Raw genomic sequence first — 21584 nt, forward strand, 5'->3', positions numbered from 1 at the left:
ACCGGTGATGCGTCGTTGCCCTCGCGGCCGCGGCGCCCATCGGGCAACTCGGCGCGGGTGGGGTGGTCTTCGGGCCGCTCCCCCCGCGTCGCAGTTTCGCGCCATTAGCTCAGTCGGTAGAGCTGCAGACTCTTAATCTGCTGGTCCGGGGTTCGAGTCCCTGATGGCGCACAATCGATTCGTGTCTCAGGACGGGGATCGCCCCCCTTCCTGGCAACCTGCGTGCCGGCGCGACCGCCGCGCCTCTGCCAGAGAGGAAGACCGCGTGAAGATCGAGGTGGTCCACCAGCGTTACAGCGACGGCGACTGCTCCATCGGCGTGTTCGTCGACGGGGTGCGGGTCGAGTTCGAGGAGTACACAGCCGACTTCGGGGCCAGCGAGAACCAGGCTGAGTTCGAGGAGAACCGCCAGTTCGCCCTCGAGCAGGCCGCCAGCTCATCCGCAGCGGTCCGAGACGCGATCAACAAGGCGTTCGGCGACTGACACAGACTTCCGGGATCAGACCCGGTAGGGGCGCCTGGGCGGCGCCGATAGGCGTGAGATGTACCGCCGACCGCCCCACAGCTCGATTGCACCGATCCCATCCCCCTGCTCGCAAGGCGGGGTCCTCGCCGCAAGCGAGGAGGCGCGGCTTCTCACCGCGAAACGACAACCTGCTCACTCAGTAGAGGCATCCAACGGTGAGCGGCACGGTGCAGGGTAGGACACCTTCGGGTGGGTCGAATCAGAGAGGGACACCGACACTTCGGTGTGGCACCGCGGAGAGACGCGGCGGCGAAAGGGAGCCGTTGACCAGCCCGGAGCCGCCTCGTGCTGGCGGCAGGCTACAAATTCGCATACCGAGTGGTCCCCGTCGGGCGCAACAATCCGGGGCATGCGGACGTAGCTCAATGGCAGAGCCCCAGTCTTCCAAACTGGCCACGCGGGTTCGATTCCCGTCGTCCGCTCGGTGATCGCGACGGCGATCAAGGGCAGAGGAAGGCCCTCCCATCGCGAGGTTAGAGACCTCGGTCGGCCATGCCGGCAGCCTAGCGGTAGCGGATGGAGCTTCACGGTCGGCGCCAGGTACCGGATCACTGCCGACCACCTACACGGCCCTGTGACGGGAACTGGCAGACCTGCCGAGCTCAAACCTCGGCGTCCCCTCGGGGAGTAGGGGTTCGAAGCCCCTCGGGGCCACCCGTTGTTCCTCCTTGCCCCGTGGTGTAACTGGTAACACGCCCGATTTTGGTTCGGGAGACGGAACTCGCTTGTTCAGGTTCGAACCCTGGCGGGGCAGCAGAGTCGGTACATATGCGGACAGCTCGCGGGGATACGTTCCCTCGGTGAGCGCGTCGGTCCCAAGAATCCGGGGCCGGTACTCGAGTACGTCAACCTCGAGTTCCTTGCCTCGTGGTGTAATTGGCAACACCCCTGATTCTGGTTCAGGAATTCTAGGTTCGAGTCCTGGCGAGGCAGCCAACGCGGTAGTGTCTGTGCGGAGTAATCGCCCGCTGAGCAGTTGCTGTCGCGGGTGGCGGGTGCGCGGGGAATCCGCGACTACCCCATGTCGCGGGCTATAGGCCCGCCCGCATGCCCGCCACCACCTCTCCACAGCCACGCGAGGCGCGGCGCACAAACTCCCACCCGACAGAGACGGTGGGACGCCGGGTGCCCCGAACTCACGTGAGGGGTGTACCGCCCCGGCACCTGCCTCGGTAGCTCAGTGGGAGAGCTTCCGCCTTGTAAGCGGACGGTCGTCGGTTCAATCCCGACCCGGGGCTCAATCCGATCGTTGGACGCCGACAGTAGGCCGGACGCCGGATCGGCTCTAGCGGCGAGAGCTTCGCCTCACACCGCCGCCATAGCTCAGTGGTACGAGCGCCGTCTTGGTAAGACGGAGGCCTCGGGTTCGATCCCCGATGGTGGCTCCACGGTTGTCGGTGACCAACCGCTACGCGAGCGGGTGTGGAACCGTCAGACACGGCTCCCCGAGGCGGCGCGGGCAGGATGGGGCAACCCTGAGACGTGCAAGCGGGAGTGCACCCCGTCGGAAACTCCACGCCGCCCCAACTCGACCGCCCGCCTCTCGCGGCGCGGCTGTAAGCACGCGTGCGACATGATCACCCGCGCGTGGGGGCTGGCCCAGTCCCGACCTCGGAGGTCGCACCAACGGGGGTGGACGTCCGGCGCCGAAGCGCCGGGTGGGCACATGCGGATGTAGCGCAGCTGGTAGCGCATCACCTTGCCAAGGTGAGGGTCGCGGGTTCGAATCCCGTCATCCGCTCTAGGAACGCCAGCCCGGCATGAGGCCCAGGGCAAACGGTGCGCATACCTCGCGCGCGCCGCGGCGATCCTTGACCGCTGAACAGGAGCACGGCTGGACCCCGGCAGAACGGTCCCGGCGCCGAAGGTCGTCGTAGCGGTAAGTCTCAGTGGAAGAGCTCCCGACCATTGATCGGGGCGTCGTCGGTTCGATCCCGGCCCGCACACCAACATGGCCGTCTGGCGGAATGGCAGACGCGCTGGCCTCAGGTGCCAGTGTCCTTCGGGGCGTGGGGGTTCAAGTCCCCCGGCGGCTACAACGAGGCATGGCTCGATAACCGGGGGTGACCCCGGGAAAGGTGGGTGTGACATCCCGCCGCCGCGTGAGCGGTACTCCATGCACGGCTCCTGCAAGGGGTACCCGGGTGACCGGGTGCAACAGCGGGCCGAGTTCAGACGGAGAAGGGGACGGCAAGTGCTCACCCGGACGCGGACGCTACGCAGGCGCTCCGCCCGTCGACGAACGAGGTCCGCCCGCGGGGTGCGAGGGAACTCAGTCCGAGCTCGCCAGGCGAGGGCGGTTCCCATGCGAACGGAATCCGGTCGGCGGATCGGTGCACGGGCAAGAGCGCAGCGGCTTGGCGGCCAAGCGCGAGGGTGTGAAGCATTCTGTGTCCCAAAAGGCCACGGAACTTCGCGGGAAAGCACATCCTCAGTCGACCAAACACTAGCTCAATTGGCAGAGCAATCGTCTGATAAACGATGGGTCGTCGGTTCAATTCCGGCGTGTTTATCCAAAAGCGAAAGACTTTCCCTGCCACGGCCGAAAGCGCCGTAATCCTCGACTCGTTATGGGAATCGAGGCACCTGTGAGCTCGCAAGGCGATCGGGTGTCCGTGAGGCGGTAGAGCAGCTCGGAGGTTTAGCGGCCTTCGAACGAAACGAAACCTGCGGAGTAGGTCGTGGCATTACGAGTGGCTGCCGATAGCAGCCCGGCGTGACGACTACGGTGGGAACATCGTGGACAAGTCGGGAAACAATAATCCGACGAGAGGTCGTTATTTGCGGGTCTAGTCTCAGCCCCAATCAATCCCCGGTAGCTCAGTCGGCAGAGCTCTCGATTGTTAATCGAGCGGTCATTGGTTCGAATCCATTTCGGGGAGCAGTGTGCGGCGGTGGACCGTACATCTCCACTGGTTGCGCGCCTCGAGGGTGCACTGCACGAGTGGAGCGGTGGTAGGACAAACTCAGGTGCCAAGCCCTTCGGCCGCGCCGGCCTACCCACATGCGGGTCCGTCAAGCCCGCCCTTCGGGGACTTAGCTCAGCTGGTAGAGCGCCGCCCTTGCAAGGCGGATGTCAGGGGTTCGAATCTTATCTCCAGCTGACAGGCTTGGTAAGGGGTTGACCAGCAGGGATGCTGTGGTGGACATGTCCGTCACGAGGTCGTAGTTTGGCGGTGGGACGGTGCCCAGCAGCGGGTGCACAACCACACACGGGGGCTTAGCTCAGTTGGTAGAGCATCGCCTTTGCAAGGCGAGGGTCAGGGGTTCGAATCCCCTAGCCTCCACAGATATGATGAGTTTCTGACTGCTGTCAGCTAGGAGCCCCCCCCCGGATCGCCGGCCCCGGGGGTTCTGAGCGTTGGGAGGTCCAGCAGATGACGAAATGCTTGACTGGCCATGAGGCTGGTCCGGCGAGTCCGTGATGGTGGCGGGTGCGCGGGGTGACTATTGTGGCGTCATGGCTCCGACGCAGCGTACGTATCGATGTGTGGAGGCCGACGTTCGCCGACGAAGCCGACGTGAGGCGTTCCTGGACGCCGCGCTCTGTGTCTTCACCGCGTTTTGTCGACGGTGCTCCGCGAACACCTCCAAGTCCTCCCCGCCGCTTCACAGGCCCTGATCTGCCAGAGCGCATAAAACCTAGTCAGAGCACTCGATATCGCACCGCTACTCAGTGGAGGAATCAGCCTCAAAACCGATCCTCCCATGCGCGCCATCCACGACGATGCCCGTGATACTCAGACGGCGAACACCGCCTCTACCGATCCCCTCGCAGCCGACACCACCACAACCAAGTTAGGGCGCCCTCGGGCCTGACTGTGTCGGATCGGTGACAATCGACAACGCCTTGCGGTGCCGGTGAACCACATACGACACCGACCACCGCGACGTCAGATCCTCGAGCTGCTGCTCCTCAAGCAACTTCACCCGCACCCACAGATGACTGCTAAGCCCCGGTATCCCGAGCGATCACATGCTCGGCATACGCGCACACCGAAGCCCGATCCCACCCTGACGGGACAACGACCGTCCGCCGAGAAGGCATCTGCAGATCATCCTCCCCATCCACATCCACGAACCTACGACCAAACGCGGCCACCCGCCTACAGTCGGGGCCAAATCACACCGCCCTGGTTGGAGCCAGACCAACTTGACATAGCCACCCGCTGGCGGGGTGTACTGCTGCGAGCGAGCAGTGATTCGAGATCTCCCGGTGTCCCGATCCACCCCGGGGACCACAACCGTTGCGCTGACCCGCAACGGTTGCTTGATCCAGTCGGGGGGAGCGCTCACCGGGCCGGTAAGAGCGCGAGGACAGGCGCTTGGCAACCACGCCCCTCGAGGCCGTGTTCGAGCATCACCTGGCCATCGGCCTCGTCGGCCGCGGTCCACGATGGGGGACTTGTACGACCGGATCCGCCAGTCGTCCGTCGCATCGCCCCGACGCACCGTCTATGGCGTCGACGGCGATGGCTCGCAGCGTGTCGACAGATCGCCACGACGGATCAGGACCCAGGTGAGCGGGAACCGGCGTCCTGCTCACGGTGGTGCTCCTGCGTGCGTTGTGTGAACGCGGCGGCCCTGCTTAGCGCCCTACTCGCGGACTTCCCGCGACTGGCCCGGTTAGCCTGACAAGGATGCTGCGGCCTTTCGCAGTGACGCCTCCAGAGTCGCTTCCGCCTCGGGTAGAGCTGCCGCGAGGGTTGTGACGGATCGGAGCCGCTCGGATGAGGCGTGATCCTTCTGTACTGCTGCGCGTGCGACTGCAGTCCAGGATGTCGCCGCATGGTGGGCGTTGGCTGCAAGGATGGCGGTTGCGTGATCGCCGGTGAGGCGTGCGATTTCATCGCAGCCCTGTGCCAGCAGTCGGCGGAAGAGGCCACCGCCGGTCCCCGCTTTCTCGATGAAGGCGCCGAGGCTGAATAAGTGCATCTCGAGGTCGTCGGTGGACAGGGCTCCCCAGCTGCAGACGTCGGATGCGAGAGCGCTGGCCGCGTCGAGGCCGTGTGACCCATGTTCTGCGGGCCCGGCGATCGTCGATGCGCCTGGGGTGCTCAGGCTCGCTGCGGATTGCGCGAATGCCTGTGCGGCCACCTCGATAATTGAAGGCGGCGTCTGTGGCCAATTGATACGAAACTGCGTGTGTCGGGTTGGCTCCGGGAAGGAGGTCGAGCGGCGCGCGCGTGCGAGTGCGTCCAGTGGGACGCGTTGAAGATCTTCGCGATCGTTGTCGGCGATGTACGCGATGCCTTGCGTCTCGTCGTAGCCGACTACCACGATGTCGTGGCGGCTCATGCGCAACTGGACCCGCAGATAGGGGAGTTCTGCGATCTCCGCCCAGACCAGTGCAGGGCGGCCCTGATCGATCTCGCCACGAAGGTTCTCCCAACCCTCGGCCGGGTCGTCGGTGGCAAGCACCTCGACGGTGCCGCCCAGACGGCGGGGGAGGTCCACCTCAAAATCAGGTCCTCGTCCGACCAAGTACACGGGTGGCATCAGCGCGCTTGATCGAATGTAGGTGAGGGAGAGGGCTCCGCCGAGGGCAAAGACGAGGCCCTCATCGGGTGGGCCGTCGAAACCGAGCCCGGTCCACTCCATGAGGTCTCGCATCGCACCGGACCCACAGTGGCCGCCCATTCGGTGCGGGTAGGGGTCGATCATCGAGGGGCCGGACACTGACACGAGTCTCCTGTGTTGAGGCGGTGCGGATCTTGTTCGTAGAGTCGATTGCCGGCCGACGACTGAGGCAGGTCGGGTTAGGCGTGGAATGCATCTAGTGGCGTCGCACGCTGCGTGAATATCAGAGGGCCATAGGCCTGTTTGAGAGCCGCCAGGATGTTGTCGAGAGGCAGGTCGTTGTACGTACCTCTTTCGCGGACGTACTCCATGTGTGTTGAGCCGTCCGCGGAGTGAGCGTGGAGCAACGCGTCGCTGTCGCCGGTGAAGTCGATCGGGGCAACTCCGAACCGTGCGCACAGTTCCGAGTTGAACGCGGGTGTTGCCTTGAGCCACCGTCCGTCGATGTAGACGTGGCTGTACCCGTGATAGACGAAGACGTCGGTTCCCATCAGCTCACGTAGGGTGCCCGTTTGGAGGTGGTTACGGACGTCGGCGAAGCCGAACCGCGCTGGGATCCCGGCGGCGCGAAATGCGGCGGTGAGCACGACGGCCTTGGGGACGCAGTATCCACGTCCGGATTCGATTACGTGGCTGGCCCGGTAATGCTCTGGGTCGTTGGAGACGGTGTACGGGTCGTAGCGGATGGCGTCGCGTACCGCGGTGAACAGGCGGCGAGCTTTGTCTTTGTCGGTGGTCGCGTTGCCGACGGCTTCGCGTGTGAAGGTCGCGACGGTGGCGTGCTCGATGTCGAGGAAGCGTGAACCCGTCAGCGCCGCCGGGCTGACCGCGTTTGTCGGTGATGTGGTCATGGGGTCGCTCCGATCAATGCGGACCTGACGATCGGCGCTCGTTGTGCAATGGCGCGCTTGGCGTTCACGAAGTCAGCGGGTCTGTTGACGCAGTCAGCTGCAATCAGTTCTCCGGCGGAGAAATAGTAGCAGGTGAAGTCGCGGCCATGGGCGGGGTCGCCGCTGACCAGCACCTCGTCGTATCCGGTGTTGAGCCCGGCGATCTGGAGTTTGAGGTCGTATTGGTCGGACCAGAACCACGGCAGTGCGGCACGACCGGTTGTGTTGTCGCAGATTGTGGCCGCCGCGATTTTGGCGTGCTCGGTTGTTGCGGACACGCACTCGAGACGAACACGTCTCCCGTACCGCTCGATTCGGTGGTTGGCGCAGTCGCCGGCTGCGACGATGTCAGGATCGCTGCTACGAGCGCGGTCGTCGACGAGGATGCCGTTTTCGACGTCGATGCCCGCAGCTGCTGCGAGCTCCGTGTTCGGAATGACGCCGACGCCGACGATGACCAGGTCAGCGGCCAGCGTTTCTCCACCGGCGAGGACAACGCTGGCGACTCGTTTGTCGCCGCGGAACCCCTCGACGATTGCGTCGATCCGTACGTCGACACCCTTCTCGCGGTGAATTCGATCGAAGAATTCCGACACGACGGGCGCCGTGACACGTTCGAGTACGCGTCCTGCCGCCTCCAGGACGGTCACTTCGACACCCAGGGTTCGAAGCGAGGCCGCTGTCTCCAGGCCGATGTACCCGCCGCCGACAATGACGACCCGCGAACCCGGGACCGCGGCGGCGCGGATGGCCTCGACGTCGGTGGCGGTGCGCAGATAGTGCACGCCCGGCAGATCGGCCCCAGGGACGGGCAGTGCGCGAGCTCGAGCGCCGGTGCACAGGGCCAACTTCGAGTAGGACACCGCGTCGTTGTTGCCGAGAGTGACGGTTCGTTCGGCACGGTCGATCGAGGTTACGGTTCCGTCGACGAGCTGGATCCGTTGCTTGTCGTAGAACTGGTGGCTTCGGATCGCGACATCGTCGAGATGGCAATCGCCGGCCAGGTATGCCTTGGACAGCGGCGGCCGCTGATACGGCAGGCGGCCCTCGTCGCCGATCAGCAGGATGTCTCCAGCCCACTTCTCCTTGCGCAAATTGGCCGCCAGCTGTGCGCCGGCGTGGCTTGCGCCGACGATCACGACCCGATCAGTGCTCACGTCTCCTGCTTGGGAGTCAGACGGACCATCATCTTGCTGATCCCACGAACGAAGTTGGACTGCACGTACTCCGGATCACCGACCACCGCGATGTCGTCGAAGCGCTCGAGGAGTTCTTCCCAGAGAATGCGCAACTGCAATTCGGCCAGGCGGTTTCCCATGCAACGGTGCACGCCGAAACCGAACGCGATGTGGTTGCGAGCGTTGGACCGATCGATGATGAGCTCGTCCGGGCGGTCGAACACTCGCTCGTCGCGGTTGCCGGAGGCGTACCACATGACGACTTTGTCGCCTTTGCGGATGAACTGACCGTTGAGCATCACGTCCTTCTTGGCGACCCGGCGCATGTACGCCAGGGGGGTTTGCCACCGGATGATCTCCGACACCGCGTTGGGGATCAGGTCCGGATTGGCTTTGAGTTTCTCGAACTGGTCGGGATACTCGTTGAGAGCCAGCACTCCGCCGCTCATCGAGTTGCGGGTGGTGTCGTTGCCGCCGACGATCAGCAGCACGAGGTTCCCGAGGAACTCCATGGGGCTGTCGTCGAGAAGGTCTTTGGTGTCCTCGTTGCTCTGCAGCATGGTGATGAGGTCGAAACCAGGCTCCTCGCCTGCCGCGGTCCGCGCGGCCTTGTCTCGCCATAGCGCACTCAAGCCCTGTGCCATCGCGACCATCTCGCGGAAAACTTTGTCGTTGTCTGATGGTCCGCCGTTGGCCTGCTCCATCGACGTGGCCAGATCCGACCACTGGACGAGTTTGTGGCGCTGCTCGTAGGGGTAGTCGAGCAATGTCGCGAGCATCCGCGCGGTCAGTTCGACCGACACGGTCTGGACCCAGTCGAACGGTTCGTCGAGCGGTAGCTCGTCGAGGACTTCCCGGACGCGCGACCGGATGAGGCCCTCCATCTCGCGCAGGTTCTTCGGTGCGACGACTCCCTGGACGGCGGCGCGCTGCTTGTCGTGCCGCGGCGGGTCCATGGCGATGAACATCGCGATGTCCATGAAGCGGGGCGGCCGACCGATGATGATGAACGGTTCGGCGGAGAACGCGTCGTGGTTCTTGTCGACAGCGATGATGTCGGCATGTCGAGTGACCGACCAGAACGGCCCGAAGGGACTGCGGGGCTGGAAGTGAACGGGCGCCTCATTGCGCACACGCTCGAAGTAGGACCGCCACCTGCCCTGTCGGTAGAGGAATGGGTTGCTCAGATCGATGTCGGTGAGTTCGACTTCCTCGACAGGCGGGATGGGGGTCTCGGTGAAGATCTTTTTGCCGTCGGTTCGGGTGACGATCCGGCGGGCCTTGTCATAGACGTGGGCGCCACGGATTTGTAGATCGATCGGGATCATGGACTGCGCTTTGTCGGCGAGGGCAGTTGAGATGCTCATAGATGTTGCTCTTTCGCTTTAGACGTTCACAACTGGAACTCGGGAAGGCGAACGGTCAGACCGTCCCACTCGTTGTTGGCGGTCATCTGGCAGGCCAGTCGCGAGTTGGCCTCACGTTCGGGGTGCATACTCAACATGCCTTCTTCGACGTCTGTGCTGTGTCCGACGGTGTCGATCCACGCGCTGTCGACGACGACGTGGCACGTTCCGCATGCCGCCTCACCGCCACAGTCGCCATCGATCCCCGGTATCGCCTCGTCGACTGCAATCTGCATCAGTGACCTGCCGGGCGTCACCGGCGCGGGGTAGTCCTCGCCGTCGTGGGTCACGTAAGTGATCGTGGCCATGGCCACCTCCTTGTTCGTGGGTCGTAGAGGTGAGTGTGCACGCGGCAGATGTGCTTGATCCAGGCTCGGACGTCGCGATGTCTTGTTAAATTGGCTCATGTGAGCCTTGTCGAGTTGGGGATACCGCCGCTAGCGTTCGCGCAGCTCCTCGACAGCGGTGCCCTGGGCGCGGCGGAGACGCGAGCGTTCGGACGCATCATGGCCCGCGAGGGCGTCGATCTCGCGGTCGTCATTGCGCGACAGGGCCAAGTGCCTGTCCGGTGGTTTCACGAGGTGTATCCGGCGATGGACGCCCAGCAGGGATTCCGGTTGGGCGTGGCGTTCGCCGAGCACGCCCAGCTGACCTCTTTCGGCCCCCTCAGTTTGCCGCTGGTCAGTGCGGGTTCCGTCCTCGAAGTTGTTCAACTGCTTCGGTTCTTGCCCCTGATATCGACCGCGCTGAGCACCGAGTTCCAGCACGGAGACTCTGGACTGACGATCGCTCTGGCCGGGCGCACAGATAGCCCCGGCACCGATTGTCTCGCCGTCACCTACGGTGGTCTGGCTGTCCTGCGGTTGGTGGACATGCTCGCCGGTGCCGTCCCCTCCGTGGAGCTTCATCTGACATGCCAGGCGCCGGCAGACCTGATCGTCGTGGGTGAGATCGGCCATCGGATCCTTTTCGACGCGCGCGCGGCGTTCGTGCATATACCGGCTGCCGTGCTCTACGACGTGTGCCGCTTCTCCGACCCCGTGGCCTACCGGATCGGTATCGCCGAGCTTCGACGCGTCTACGAACAGCGCAGGCCCAATTCCTACACGCAGCTGGTCCGCGCACAGTTCGATGCTGACCCTGCGCGCGCTGACGGCGCTCGTATCGCGGCGGAGCTGGCGACATCGGTGAGCACACTCAAGCGACGCCTGCACGCCGAGGGCACCACCCTGCGTCGCCTGCGGCAGCAGTTCGCCCAAGAACGAGCCACCGCGCGACTGCTGGATCCCGGCATCAGTGTCGGCGAGATAGCCGCAGAACTGGGGTACTCCGAGGTCGCCAGTTTCTCCCATGCATTTACACGGTGGGTCGGGTGCTCCCCGACTCAGTTCCGCCGCGCACCGTCGAATCAGCGGGCAGCGCCGGGCATCTGAGCAGGTCAGTCCGCGCGGAGGAAATTGACGAAAAAGCTGTCTACCGTGGAGGTGTCGGCGTAGCGCGCGAAGTGCGTGAGATCGACTTTCACGAACTCGCTAGTGGCGGAAAAGTAGGTCTCGCCCTCCACGGTCCCGCTCGCCCCGATGTGCAGGGTGTGATCGGCGTCCTCGTCGATCCACGCCGTGAGGCGTACTGGTACGTGGAGGGGTACCGGTCGGCGGTACTTGACCGTCAACGTGCGCGTGACGGCCGGGGTGCCGGCGATCCACAGCGTAAATCCCATGATGTCGTCGCACGCGGCCGAGATGGCCCCTCCATGCGCCAGACCTGGTCCACCGGAATGCTTTTCGGTGAAGGAGTGATCTGCAAAGACTCGGTCCTCGTCGCGGTAGACCTCGAGCTGCAGGCCGCTGGCATTTTCCGGCCCGCAGCCCATGCACGATGGGGAGTGCGCGGGCAGTCTGCTGGGTGCTGACATCACAGTCCTCGAATCGATGCTCGTGCCGGTAGCGGACCGCTACTGACGGTATCGTTGGCAGGATGCCACATACGTGGACCAACAGCGAGAAGAATGCGGGTAGCGGTGAGCATCGATGGCCTCGACGACGTCGATCCGCGGCGGGTTCGTTCCAGGAACCGTCTACTCGACGCCACGGCGGTGTTGCTGCGCAGAGGGGGAGTGGAGGCTGTCACCGTCGAGGCGGTCACCAGCTTGTCCAGGGTTGCCCGCACAACCCTCTACCGGCACTTTGGCAGTACCACCGACCTGGTCGCCGCTGCCTTCGAGCGTTTGCTGCCCCAGGCCGATCGCCACGAACTCTCGGGGTCGGTGCGCGAGGACTTGATCCGGTTGATGGATCGTCAGGCGGACGTCATCGAACAGGCGCCGCTGCAGGTCACCACGGTCGCGTGGTTGGCGATGGTGCCCGAACGGGCCGGCGAGCAGAGCAACGCCCTGGCCCCACTGCGTGCGCGGGTGGTCGATCACTACCGCGAACCGTTCGACCGATTGCTCACCAGTGCCAGTGCCGTCGACGAGCTCGACGATTTCGACCTGACCCTGGCCATCACCCAGCTCGTCGGACCGCTGATCTTCGCCAAAATCACCGGCATCCGGGCCGTCGACGCCGATGACCGCCGCCGCATCGTCGACGACTTCCTGACGGCGCATCGCCGCATGCCCTGACCGCTCGCACGGTCCACGCCGAGTCCGAAGACGAGCGACCGCGCCACCGCTTTTCGCTACATCATGTAGCGTACCGATCCAGGTAGTTCCGTTTCGGCAGGAGTGGTGTTGATGGTGGTGCACCGGCGATCGGCTGGCGCGCGGTCAGAACGCGCGGAATACAGCGCCACGCTTGCGCGGGTGGCTCGGTACGCGCTAGCGCACAAGGTTGTCGTCGTCGGCGCGTGGCTCGCGGTGGGTGTGGTGCTGGCGCTGGCGTTCCCGCAGCTCGAGACAGTCGTGCGCCAACAATCGGTCGATCCGATCCCTGCGGGAGTGCCGTCATTTCAGGCTTTCGACCGGATGGGTACGGCGTTCGGGGAGAAAGGCGCCAAGACAACGGTTTTCATCGCCATGGAGAACCGTGGCGGCCTCACCCCGACGGTGCGCGTACGCTACGACGAGCTTGTTCAGAAACTTCGTGGCGCCACCGCCGATGTCGCTTCCGTCCGTGACCTGGTGGGGGATCCGACGACGGCGTCGCAGGCGGTGAGCCGCGACGGGACGGCCTGGTACCTGCCGGTGGGGCTGACCGGAACGCTGGGCGGCCCCGCCGCGACTCGCGCCTTGGATTCCGTGCGCGACCTCGCCTATCATTCGTTCTCCGGCACCGGTACAACCGTACACGTCACCGGGCCCACCGCCACCTTCAGCGATCAGATCGTCACGGCCGAAAAGGACCTTGTGGTGATCACCATGGCCACGGTTCTGCTGATCGCGTTCATCCTGCTGGTGGTCTACCGGTCGCTGTTCACCGCGCTCGTACCCCTGCTGGTGATCGGGATCAGCCTCGGGGTGGGTCGCGGTGTGGTGTCAGCGTTGGGCGAGTTCGGAATGCCCGTTTCACAGTTCACCGTCGCGTTCATGACGGTGATCCTGCTCGGTGCCGGCGTCGACTACACGGTCTTCTTCATCAGCCGCTACCACGAGCGATTACGGTCGGGCGCCGAGCACGCACCTGCGCTCATCGACGCCACCGCTACGATCGGGCGCGTCATCCTCGCCTCCGCCGCAACCGTCGCCCTGGCGTTCCTGGCGATGGTGTTCGGAAAACTGAGCGTCTTCTCCACTCTCGGGCCGGCATGTGCGATCGCGATCGTCATCGGGTTCCTCGCCACGGTCACCCTGCTACCGCCGGTCCTGCACGCCGCCTCCCACCTCGGGTGGGGTGCACCCCGCGCGGACCTGACGCGGCGCTACTGGAACCGCATCGCGGTACTCGTCGTACGGCGCCCCGCCTCGCTACTGGCTATGACACTCGTCGCTCTGCTCGCCCTCGGCGCAGTGGCGTTGGGCATCACCATCACCTACGACGACCGCAGCGGACAACCCGCCACCACTGACAGTAACGAGGGTTACGCACTGCTCGACCGGCACTTCCCGACCAACACTACCGTCCCGGAATTCCTCGTGATCCAATCCCCGAACGACATGCGTACCGCGAAAGGGCTGGCTGACCTCGACGACCTGGCATCACGCGTCGCGCAAGTCCCGGGAGTGACCCGGGTTGTCGGCGTGACCCGACCCACCGGCAGCCGCCTCGAACAAGCCCAGCTGTCGTGGCAGAACGGACAGATCGGTGACCGACTCGCCGCGGCAGTCAGTGACGGCCGATCACGCACTGGCGACCTGTTCCAACTTCGAGATGGCGCCGACCAACTCGCGACCGGCCTTGCCACGCTCGACAGCCAGATCCGCGCCAACCTGACACCGCTGTTGCGAATTCTCGACCAGGCCACGACCGCGGGACAACAGATCCAGCAATACCGACCACTGCTCGGTCAACTCCGCACAACCGCACCCGCACTCGACCAACTCATTGGGCAGGCACCGCAATTGGCCACCGCGGCAAGGCAGGCATCCGACGCCTTGAGTCTCGTGACCGCCGTGCGGCCCTTGCTCGACAACGCTCCCTGGTGCGCCCCGATCCCTCAGTGCGCCGCCGTCCAACAGCAACTCCGGACCCTGGGCACACTGCGGGATTCCAACTTCCTCCTCCAAATCGGCGCTCTCTCCGGGCAACTGGGCAACCTCGGCACACCCATCACCACCATCACCGCGCAACTCACCGCCGCAGTGGACACATTGGACACAACGCTGGGTGCTGTCACCGCGCGCGACCTCCCCGCACAACTCGCCCAGCTTCAGAACGGGGTGAGTCAACTCGCTGCTGGCTCCCGCGCGATTGCCGGGGGAGTCGCCGCACTCGTCGACAGCAACCTGCAACAGTTCGCCGGGATGGCCACCCTTGCCGCGCAACTACAGACCACCGCCCGCGAAACCCGCGGCTCGGACGCCGCCACGGGTTTCTACCTACCGCCTGACGCGTTCGTCAACCAAAAGTTTTCCGACGTTGCTGCACAATTCGTCTCTCCAGACGGGCGGACAGTGCGCTATGCCATCCAAACCGACGCCGATCCCTACAGCAGCCAGGCGATTGAACTCACCAACGCCATCACCACCGCAGCCCAGACAGCGAGACCCAACACCGCCCTGCAGAACGCATCGGTGTCGCTAGCGGGATTCCCCGCCATCAACGCCGACCTGCAACGCCTGCTCAGCCACGATTTCCGGCTACTCGCCCTGGCCACCCTCATCATCGTCGGCATCATCCTGATCGCACTACTCCGAGCGCTCATTGCACCGCTTTACCTGCTGGGAACCGTTATCCTGAACTACGCTGCAGCCCTCGGCGTGGGGGTGGTGATCTTCCAATGCATCCTTCGCACCGAGATTGCCTGGCCTGTACCGCTTCTCGCGTTCATCGTGCTCGTCGCCGTCGGCGCCGACTACAACATGCTGTTGATCTCCAGGCTGCGTGAGGAATCCCACCGCAGCATTCGCATCGGAGTCCTACGAACCGTCACCAACACCGGCTCCGTCATCACCTCCGCCGGCCTCATCTTCGCGGCAAGCATGTTCGGACTGATGGTCGGCTCGATCGCCATCATGACCCAGGTCGGCCTCATCATCGGTGTCGGACTACTCCTCGACACCTTCGTCGTCCGAACGATCGTCGTACCCGCAATCGCCACCCTGGCCGGACCAGCGAGCTGGTGGCCAGGCAAACACGGGTGACCCGAATCCACTGCGCCCGCATGACGACGAAACATAACGGTCGGCACGCGGCCCGTCGGCCCCACACCCAGCTCGCTATCTGATAACGCACACCGTAAGATCGACAGATTAAATAACTGGATGACGGTCGCAGGACTTGGTCGTAAGACCGCGGGCGTGTGCTTCGCGCCAGGCGGCGGCGAGGTTGTCGGCGCGGCTGTGCCAGGTCATCTCGCCGAGGTACTCGGCGTGCTTCCTCGTCGCATCGGTCCACCGCAGCTCCGCGTACAGGCGCCGGTACTGGCACCGGAGGACCACCCGCCCCAGCGCGTTCGGTGCGGTGCGGATGGCACGGTTGTGGCGGCCGCCTGCGGCGTCGTCCTGCTCTTTGGCCTGCACTGCCTTGTTCGACCCGTGCGGGACGCGCCAGTGGTGGTCTTTGACCGCGTCCTTGCTGTTCCAGCCCCACCGTGACATCCCTGGCGTCCCCCGCGCTGTTAGACGACGGTCAGGTGACGGCTGCCGGCGGTGGCACCCTCGGGTGCGCCGAACAGGCTGGTGCGGTTCTCGGCGGTGAGCAGTGTCAGGGCGTCGAGCTCGGTGGTGCTGTATCCGTCGGTGGCGAGCTGGGCGAGAACATCGCGGGCGAGCTCGGGTGTCTCGGTCGGGACACCGGGCCGGGTGCCGTACATCCGGCCGGTTTCGTTGAGTAGTCGGAACATCGCCCGGTACTGCCGGTCGGAGAGCACGCCGCGCTCGCGTGCTCGGACAACGAGCGAGGACTCGCTCACGCCCCAGTCCAGGCGCAGCTCGTCGAGCTCGTGCACGGTCCGGGTCGAGACCCGGTCCAGCGCCGGGCCGATGTCGTCGACCGGGGCGAGGAACTCGGCGGCGAAGACATTTGCCCGTCGCTCGGTTTCGGTGGGGCTGACCAGGGTCATCGCATCCATCACCAGGTGCCCGAGTTCGTGCGCGAGGGTCATGCGCATCCGGTCCGGCGGTAGTGCGGCGTTGACGTACACCAGGTGCGGGTGATGCGCGGTGGCGCGTAGGGTGACCGCGTCGATCTCGCGGTCGTGGAAGTCCTCGACGACGACGAAGACCCCGGCCGCTTCCAGCAGTTCGGTCATCGACCGGATGGGGCCGGCGATGCGCCAGAGCCGGCGCAGGACTTGCGCGACCGTGATTTCGCCGAGATCGGCGGCGTAGTCCCCGGGGTCGAGATCGGGCAGCGCCAGTTCCGGATCGAGATCGGTGTGGGCGACGACCCGGCCTAGCCGCATCGCGACCAGGTTGGCGCGCGCCCAGACGCGGTCACGTTTCCACTCCGCTGTGGTGGCGTTGGCGCGGAAGTGCGTGCCCTGCGCAGGTGAGCGCTCGAACGCGACGCACAGCGCCTCGACCGGGCATTGCAACGCCCGGGCGTAATCGTCGAGCGCCTTACCTGCCAGCGGCAGAGCGCCAGCCTCGACCCGGGTGACGTGCGATCCGGAGATCCCGGCCTCCTCAGCGAGCCGCTTCTTCGACCAGCCGTGCGCCAGTCGTGTCAGCGCAACCATCACCGGGTTCGCCTCGGCCTGCGAGAAGAGTGCCGTCACCCAGATCGCCTCCATATCCTCGATCGATCCCTGCGTTCCACGCTATCGCGGTAACAGCCGAAATCTGCGCAGAAACACCGTGTGAACTGCGACTTTCTGCCCGACGCGGTTATCTCCATCCGAAACGCAAGTGACTGATGTGACGTCCGTCTCGCTCGCGAGAGCGAGGCGAGACGGTTTGGCCAATTCTGCAGGTCACGGCGTGTTGTCTTGCTGAGAACTGTACCACGTTAGGCAAGATTCCATGCAAGTAATTACATCGATGGGAGACAGATCGTGACGGCACTCATGGACGACGACATCAACCCGCTCGACGCGGGAGCGGTTTCTCGGAAGGAGGCGCAGCGGATCCTGCGCCCGGTGACGATCGGCGTCGGCGCGCTGCTGCTGGCCGCGGTCGATCACTGGAACACGCTGACCGCGGGGCAGCCGGCGCACTTGCGGACGGTGCTGCAGCCGCTGCTGCGGGGTAGTCACGTTGCGGCGTTTGTCTCCGCCGGCACCAACGTGTGGCTGAGCACCCAGGGGATGCACCCGCCCGGGCACCTGGTCAAGCGGCCGTATCAGTGGTCCGAGGTGAGTAGTCACGGCCGTACTTACCTGGCGATCCATCACAAGGAGATGGAGGGCACCAACACTCGGCGCAAGGCCTTCATCAAGCAGGACTCGCAGACTCTGCAGCTGGTGGGCGATCCCACGCACTGCGAGCTGACCTGGGACTACGACGCGGCGACCGATTCGCACGTGCGGCGGATCTGGGTCAGCGCCCCCGGGGTGCAGTGGGAACGGTTCGAGATCCCGATGGACCAGGTGCAGCAGAGGTACGCCGCGTGGCGCAAGCGGGACGTGCGCTGGCTGCCCGGGCGGCTGCCCGCTGCGTCGATCGCCGACGCCGCGATCGCCGATGACGTGGTCATCGATGTGCGTGACGAACAGCAGCGTCGGCGCACTGACATCACGACCCGCCGGCCGCGCCGCGCCGACGGCCTCGAGGACCAGCGATGAGGGCCGCCCCGGTCACGGTCCACGGGGTCCGGTCGTGGACCGTCGTCGACCAACAGGGTTTGCCGGTGCTCGAGATCGAGCAGTTCCTGCATTGGCAGCGGGCGATCGGACGTTCTCAGAACACCGTCCGCTCGTACGCGCGGCACCTGAGTCAGTTCTATCGTTGGCTGGCTGCGCGGGGAATCGTTTGGGATGAGCTGGATTTCCGGCAGCTTTGTGACTTCGTCGCCGTTCTCACCGCTGGACTGCCGCCGCTGCCGTCGCGGTGCGGGGGCCGTGCACCCGGCACGGTGAAAGCGGTCAGCGCCGCGGTGCGGGAGTTTTACGAGTTCCACCGCGTCGAGGGCCGGGGACCGCAGGATCTGGTACTGACCCGCAACCCGTCGAAGCTGCCGCGGCGCGCGCACAGCTTCCTTGCGCACCTCGAACACCGCCGTCCGCGCGAAGTCTCCCGCCTGGCCCGGCCCGACCGGCAGTCGGCAGAGACCGTGCAGGTCATCGACTTCGAGACCGACTTCGCCAAGCTGCTCGCCGCGGCGTCGACCACCCGTGACCGACTGCTGCTGTCGGCGCAGTACGACCTGGGCCTGCGGGTAGGCCAAGCGCTCGGCCTGCGCCACGGCGACTTGAACCCGATGCGCAGGCAGGTGATGATCCGCCGGCGTGACGACAACGCCAACGGGGCGCTATCAAAGCAGAAGACCCAATTCATCGTCGAGGCTCCGCGGCGGTTCTTCGACCTGTATGCCGCGTACCTGCTCGGTGAGATCGCCCACGTCGACAGCGATTACGTGTTCGTCAACCTCTCACGCCCACCCGTCGGTGGTCCGATGACCTACTCCAACGCCTACCAGCTCATCGAACGGATCGGCGCCGCCGCCGGGATCGACGACCTCAACCCGCACATGCTCCGCCACACCCACGCCACCGCCCTGGCCAAAGCCGGATGGACCGCGGCCGAGATCGCTGCCCGCCTCGGCCAATCCCATTCGGCCAGCGCCGACGTCTACATTCACCTCGCCAGCGACGACCTCGCCGAAAAGCTCCGCACCACCGAGCATCTGGTCTGGCGAGAACCGCAGCAGTACCGACTGAAGGGAGACGGCGATGGCGCGCGGTAACGGCGAGCGCGCCCGGTCCGGGCCCCGCGGCGTCCCCGCTCTGCAGGTGCCGGACGGGCCTTGGTGCGCATCGACGTGGCCGGTCGTCGACATCGCCGGCGACCGCCGCCGCGCCGCCACCGACCCGTGCGCCGTCTCCGACTGCGACGGCGAGCGGTACTGGCTCGGCGGCCCCGGTGGACGCGCAGCCGCCACCTCGGGGCTGTGCTATGCCCACTACTTCCAGTGGTTCCGCGCTGGACAGCCCGCCGACTTTGACGCCTGGGCCACCACCAGCGCTCTGCCCGTCGGCGTGCCCCGTGGACGGCCCGCCACCACGCAGGTCGTCGACTTCCGCCGCATCCCAGCGGCGGCCGCCGACGAAGTCCGGTTCGTCGCCGCAACCAAGATCGGCCGCGGCGACTGGACCCCCAACGCCGGCCTGCGCCGCGCCCTGATCGTCCTCATCGAGGTCGCGCACGGGCGTATCACCAGCTCCCTGACCGAACGCCCCGTCGACGACTGGCTGCTGCTGTGCAGGCAGCACTGGCCTTACACCAACTTCGACTCCCTCTGCGCTCCCTACATCCGGAGGTTCTTCCGACTCCTTCACGGGGCCACCGACCCCGACCCATGGGCCGCGGATCACTGGCGGTGGCGCGACGGATTCGAGTTCGTCCTCGACGCCACCCAAGCCGGGGCGACACGAACCGCTGTCGACTGGGCCACCATCCCGGTGCCCTGGCTCAAAGAGGCCGTCAAAAGCCTGGCCCGCCAACAGTTGTCTACCTCCCGCATGTCCTGGGGAACGCTCACCCAGTGGCTGCGCGCCACCCGCCAGCTCGCCCAGTTCCTCACGCTCGACGGAACCGTTCCCGAACCGTCTGCGGTCACTCGGACGGCGTTCCTGGACTACCTCGAATGGACGCGCCGCCCCGACACCAAGGCAAGCCCCCAGCTCGCGAACACCGCGGCCTACCTGCTCGAAACACTGCGCGACTGCGGACTCGTCGACGACCTGGGATCAGCGATCTTCCTGCGCCGCGGCGAGAACGTCCACCGCAAGACCCGCCGACCGAGGCCCTTTCCACCCGATGTCATCGAACGCATCGACACCCTGATCGTCGACAACCCGGCCACCGACCCCACCCTCCGGGCGATGATCGCCACCACACGATGGGCGGGGTGCCGCATATCCGAACTCGTCGCCCTCCCGATCGACTGCCTCCAACACAGTGAGCAGGGCCACTGGATCGAATACTGGATGACCAAAACCAGCGCCTGGCGGCGGCTTCCAGTCCCCGAAAGCCTCGCCGAGATCATCCGCGACCAGCAGACCCGCGTCCGCGACACCTACGGCCCCGACGCCGAGCACCTCTTCCCTGGCGCCCGGTCCAGCGCCATCGCCGGCCGCACCCAGCCCTGGTCCACCAGCGGGCTACGACACCGCCTCGCCGCACTGTTCCGCGAGCACGGCATCACCACGTCCGTCGCCACCGGCGAGAAGATCTCCGGAGGCGACGTCCACCGCTTCCGCCACACCATCGGAATGCACCTGCTCAACAACGGATGGACCCAACCGGAAGTGCGCGACTTCCTCGGCCACCACAGCGACACCATGACCGCGACCTACGCTCGCATTACCGACGACACCCTCGCCCGCAAAGCCCGCGAATTCTGGGACACCAACCCCGACAAGGGCGTCGACGCCACCGTCGAGCGCCTGCGCGCCCGCTTCACCACCGCACTGCCCAACGGGTTCTGCACGCTCCCCGCGACGCAGCGCTGCGAGTTCCGCCCGAACCCCTGCATCGACTGCTCCTTCCACGACCCCGGCGGCCGCACCTTCCTCGGCGCACACATCACCCACCGCGACCAGCTCAGACAGCTCGCCGCCCAAGCACAAGACAACGGCGACCGCCAGGCAGCGGACCTGAACAAGACCATGCTCGACAAGGTCACCAGGCTCATCGACGAAATCGACTCAGACACGCAGGAATCCAGGTGAGCAATGGCGACCGCGATCACCGCACTGCACGCCTCACCGCGGCCGCCGCCGCCCGCACAACCAGCGCGACCGCCCGCGCACGTCGAGCCATCACCCGGCTGCACAACACCGGACAACCCGTCACCTTCGTCGCTGTCGCCAGAGCCGCCGACGTCTCAACCAGCTTCCTCTACAAGCAAACCCAGCTCCGGCAGGATATCGACGCGAAGCGCGGCACCGCCACCGCCGGAATAGAACGCTCCAGGGCAGCCAGTGCCGAATCCCTCCGCACCAAGCTCGCAACCGCGATCGACCGCAACCGCGAACTGACCGAACAGCTCGAGCAACTACACACCGAGAACGAGGCGCTCCGAAGCCGACTCCTCGAACTGGGAACCCGGCCGCCGGCCAAACAAGAAGCCCGTCGAGGAGAACATGCAGATAATCCGTCCGCCACAGGGCCACAACAGCCACGATGAGACCCGTCAGCCACGTCGTGGACAGTCAGGAGGCTCCTAGAGATATCGACTCCCCTAGTCTCCACCCCCTTTTGCCGGCGATCCGCCGGTGACAAGGTCGCCGACGACACGGAAGG

16 protein-coding genes and 13 tRNA genes are annotated in these 21584 nt (G+C 65.5%); 21 read left to right on the forward strand and 8 right to left on the reverse strand.

The features are described from left to right. Nucleotides 1–98 precede the first annotated feature (98 nt). The 14 genes from BLW32_RS14645 to BLW32_RS14710 all read left to right on the forward strand — a co-directional run bounded on the left by BLW32_RS14645 (nt 99) and on the right by BLW32_RS14710 (nt 3813). Nucleotides 99–171 (forward strand) — tRNA-Lys (locus BLW32_RS14645). Between the two features lie 94 nt (nt 172–265). Then, on the forward strand, nt 266–484 hold the full coding sequence (locus tag BLW32_RS14650) for a hypothetical protein (RefSeq protein WP_068740045.1): 219 nt from the start codon (nt 266–268) through the stop codon (nt 482–484). Nucleotides 485–877: 393 nt separating this feature from the next. Next, a tRNA-Gly gene (locus BLW32_RS14655) sits at nt 878–948 on the forward strand. Nucleotides 949–1094: 146 nt separating this feature from the next. Further along, a tRNA-Leu gene (locus BLW32_RS27625) sits at nt 1095–1180 on the forward strand. A gap of 15 nt (nt 1181–1195) precedes the next feature. After that, nucleotides 1196–1280, forward strand: a tRNA-Gln gene (locus BLW32_RS14660). 107 nt (nt 1281–1387) lie between these two features. Then, nucleotides 1388–1462: transfer RNA gene (locus BLW32_RS14665), tRNA-Gln, on the forward strand. 230 nt (nt 1463–1692) lie between these two features. After that, a tRNA-Thr gene (locus BLW32_RS14670) sits at nt 1693–1764 on the forward strand. Between the two features lie 74 nt (nt 1765–1838). After that, nucleotides 1839–1914, forward strand: a tRNA-Thr gene (locus BLW32_RS14675). A gap of 280 nt (nt 1915–2194) precedes the next feature. Beyond that, nucleotides 2195–2267 (forward strand) — tRNA-Gly (locus BLW32_RS14680). Nucleotides 2268–2399: 132 nt separating this feature from the next. Continuing rightward, nucleotides 2400–2475: transfer RNA gene (locus BLW32_RS14685), tRNA-Asn, on the forward strand. 4 nt (nt 2476–2479) lie between these two features. After that, nucleotides 2480–2562, forward strand: a tRNA-Leu gene (locus BLW32_RS14690). Between the two features lie 404 nt (nt 2563–2966). Then, nucleotides 2967–3042 (forward strand) — tRNA-Ile (locus tag BLW32_RS14695). A gap of 293 nt (nt 3043–3335) precedes the next feature. Continuing rightward, a tRNA-Asn gene (locus BLW32_RS14700) sits at nt 3336–3408 on the forward strand. A gap of 332 nt (nt 3409–3740) precedes the next feature. Then, nucleotides 3741–3813: transfer RNA gene (locus tag BLW32_RS14710), tRNA-Ala, on the forward strand. A 1339-nt stretch (nt 3814–5152) separates the two neighbouring features. Here BLW32_RS14710 and BLW32_RS14715 read toward each other — a convergent pair. The 5 genes from BLW32_RS14715 to BLW32_RS14735 form a co-directional block, all read right to left on the reverse strand. Then, nucleotides 5153–6190 (reverse strand): BtrH N-terminal domain-containing protein, encoded by a 1038-nt coding sequence (locus BLW32_RS14715; protein ID WP_074850301.1) that lies wholly within the window; start codon nt 6188–6190, stop codon nt 5153–5155. 95 nt (nt 6191–6285) lie between these two features. After that, nucleotides 6286–6957 (reverse strand): transglutaminase-like domain-containing protein, encoded by a 672-nt coding sequence (locus BLW32_RS14720; RefSeq protein ID WP_068526269.1) that lies wholly within the window; start codon nt 6955–6957, stop codon nt 6286–6288. Then, a complete protein-coding gene (locus BLW32_RS14725; protein ID WP_068526270.1) occupies nt 6954–8153 on the reverse strand; it encodes an NAD(P)/FAD-dependent oxidoreductase in 1200 nt (399 codons plus the stop codon). The genes BLW32_RS14720 and BLW32_RS14725 overlap by 4 nt, the downstream gene beginning before the upstream one ends. Beyond that, a complete protein-coding gene (locus BLW32_RS14730; RefSeq protein ID WP_068526271.1) occupies nt 8150–9541 on the reverse strand; it encodes a cytochrome P450 in 1392 nt (463 codons plus the stop codon). Before BLW32_RS14730 ends, BLW32_RS14725 begins: the two co-directional genes overlap by 4 nt. 26 nt (nt 9542–9567) lie before the next feature. Further along, nucleotides 9568–9888, reverse strand: coding sequence for a 2Fe-2S iron-sulfur cluster-binding protein (locus BLW32_RS14735; RefSeq protein ID WP_068526316.1), 321 nt, complete (start codon nt 9886–9888; stop codon nt 9568–9570). Between the two features lie 99 nt (nt 9889–9987). Here BLW32_RS14735 and BLW32_RS14740 point away from each other — a divergent pair, with 99 nt between their 5' ends. Then, nucleotides 9988–11013 (forward strand): AraC family transcriptional regulator, encoded by a 1026-nt coding sequence (locus tag BLW32_RS14740; RefSeq protein WP_068526272.1) that lies wholly within the window; start codon nt 9988–9990, stop codon nt 11011–11013. Nucleotides 11014–11018: 5 nt separating this feature from the next. Here BLW32_RS14740 and BLW32_RS14745 read toward each other — a convergent pair whose 3' ends face one another. Beyond that, on the reverse strand, nt 11019–11495 hold the full coding sequence (locus BLW32_RS14745) for a PaaI family thioesterase (protein ID WP_068526273.1): 477 nt from the start codon (nt 11493–11495) through the stop codon (nt 11019–11021). 93 nt (nt 11496–11588) lie between these two features. Here BLW32_RS14745 and BLW32_RS14750 point away from each other — a divergent pair, with 93 nt between their 5' ends. Together BLW32_RS14750 and BLW32_RS14755 are read left to right on the forward strand one after the other, a co-directional pair. Further along, a complete protein-coding gene (locus BLW32_RS14750; RefSeq protein ID WP_068526274.1) occupies nt 11589–12203 on the forward strand; it encodes a TetR/AcrR family transcriptional regulator in 615 nt (204 codons plus the stop codon). A 111-nt stretch (nt 12204–12314) separates the two neighbouring features. Further along, on the forward strand, nt 12315–15320 hold the full coding sequence (locus BLW32_RS14755; RefSeq protein WP_068526317.1) for an MMPL/RND family transporter: 3006 nt from the start codon (nt 12315–12317) through the stop codon (nt 15318–15320). Between the two features lie 108 nt (nt 15321–15428). Here BLW32_RS14755 and BLW32_RS14760 read toward each other — a convergent pair whose 3' ends face one another. Next, nucleotides 15429–15776, reverse strand: a complete 348-nt coding sequence (locus BLW32_RS14760; RefSeq protein WP_068526275.1) for a hypothetical protein — start codon at nt 15774–15776, stop codon at nt 15429–15431. 20 nt (nt 15777–15796) lie between these two features. Then, on the reverse strand, nt 15797–16897 hold the full coding sequence (locus tag BLW32_RS14765; RefSeq protein WP_225536079.1) for an ImmA/IrrE family metallo-endopeptidase: 1101 nt from the start codon (nt 16895–16897) through the stop codon (nt 15797–15799). A 276-nt stretch (nt 16898–17173) separates the two neighbouring features. Between BLW32_RS14765 and BLW32_RS14770 the strand changes: the two genes are divergently transcribed. The 4 genes from BLW32_RS14770 (at nt 17174) to BLW32_RS26750 (ending at nt 21468) form a co-directional block, all read left to right on the forward strand. After that, on the forward strand, nt 17174–17902 hold the full coding sequence (locus BLW32_RS14770) for a hypothetical protein (protein WP_225536078.1): 729 nt from the start codon (nt 17174–17176) through the stop codon (nt 17900–17902). Between the two features lie 65 nt (nt 17903–17967). Further along, nucleotides 17968–19023, forward strand: coding sequence for a tyrosine-type recombinase/integrase (locus BLW32_RS14775; protein WP_225536077.1), 1056 nt, complete (start codon nt 17968–17970; stop codon nt 19021–19023). Then, entirely contained in the window at nt 19010–21010 is a 2001-nt protein-coding gene (locus BLW32_RS14780) for a tyrosine-type recombinase/integrase (RefSeq protein WP_223120764.1), read from the forward strand. Before BLW32_RS14775 ends, BLW32_RS14780 begins: the two co-directional genes overlap by 14 nt. Further along, the gene (locus BLW32_RS26750) at nt 21007–21468 is read left to right on the forward strand and encodes a DUF6262 family protein (RefSeq protein ID WP_220270942.1); all 462 of its coding nucleotides are present in this window, start codon (nt 21007–21009) and stop codon (nt 21466–21468) included. Before BLW32_RS14780 ends, BLW32_RS26750 begins: the two co-directional genes overlap by 4 nt. Nucleotides 21469–21584 lie beyond the last annotated feature (116 nt).

Source organism: Tsukamurella tyrosinosolvens (assembly GCF_900104775.1).
GTDB lineage: Bacteria > Actinomycetota > Actinomycetes > Mycobacteriales > Mycobacteriaceae > Tsukamurella > Tsukamurella tyrosinosolvens.

Bases quoted from the DNA above. Each gene is read 5' to 3' on its own strand.
- BLW32_RS14715 (WP_074850301.1), bottom strand. From the start codon at position 6,190: ATGATCGACCCCTACCCGCACCGAATGGGCGGCCACTGTGGGTCCGGT.
- BLW32_RS14720 (WP_068526269.1), bottom strand. From the start codon at position 6,957: ATGACCACATCACCGACAAACGCGGTCAGCCCGGCGGCGCTGACGGGT.
- BLW32_RS14730 (WP_068526271.1), bottom strand. From the start codon at position 9,541: ATGAGCATCTCAACTGCCCTCGCCGACAAAGCGCAGTCCATGATCCCG.
- BLW32_RS14735 (WP_068526316.1), bottom strand. From the start codon at position 9,888: ATGGCCACGATCACTTACGTGACCCACGACGGCGAGGACTACCCCGCG.
- BLW32_RS14745 (WP_068526273.1), bottom strand. From the start codon at position 11,495: ATGTCAGCACCCAGCAGACTGCCCGCGCACTCCCCATCGTGCATGGGC.
- BLW32_RS14750 (WP_068526274.1), top strand. From the start codon at position 11,589: ATGCGGGTAGCGGTGAGCATCGATGGCCTCGACGACGTCGATCCGCGG.
- BLW32_RS14755 (WP_068526317.1), top strand. From the start codon at position 12,315: ATGGTGGTGCACCGGCGATCGGCTGGCGCGCGGTCAGAACGCGCGGAA.
- BLW32_RS14760 (WP_068526275.1), bottom strand. From the start codon at position 15,776: ATGTCACGGTGGGGCTGGAACAGCAAGGACGCGGTCAAAGACCACCAC.
- BLW32_RS14780 (WP_223120764.1), top strand. From the start codon at position 19,010: ATGGCGCGCGGTAACGGCGAGCGCGCCCGGTCCGGGCCCCGCGGCGTC.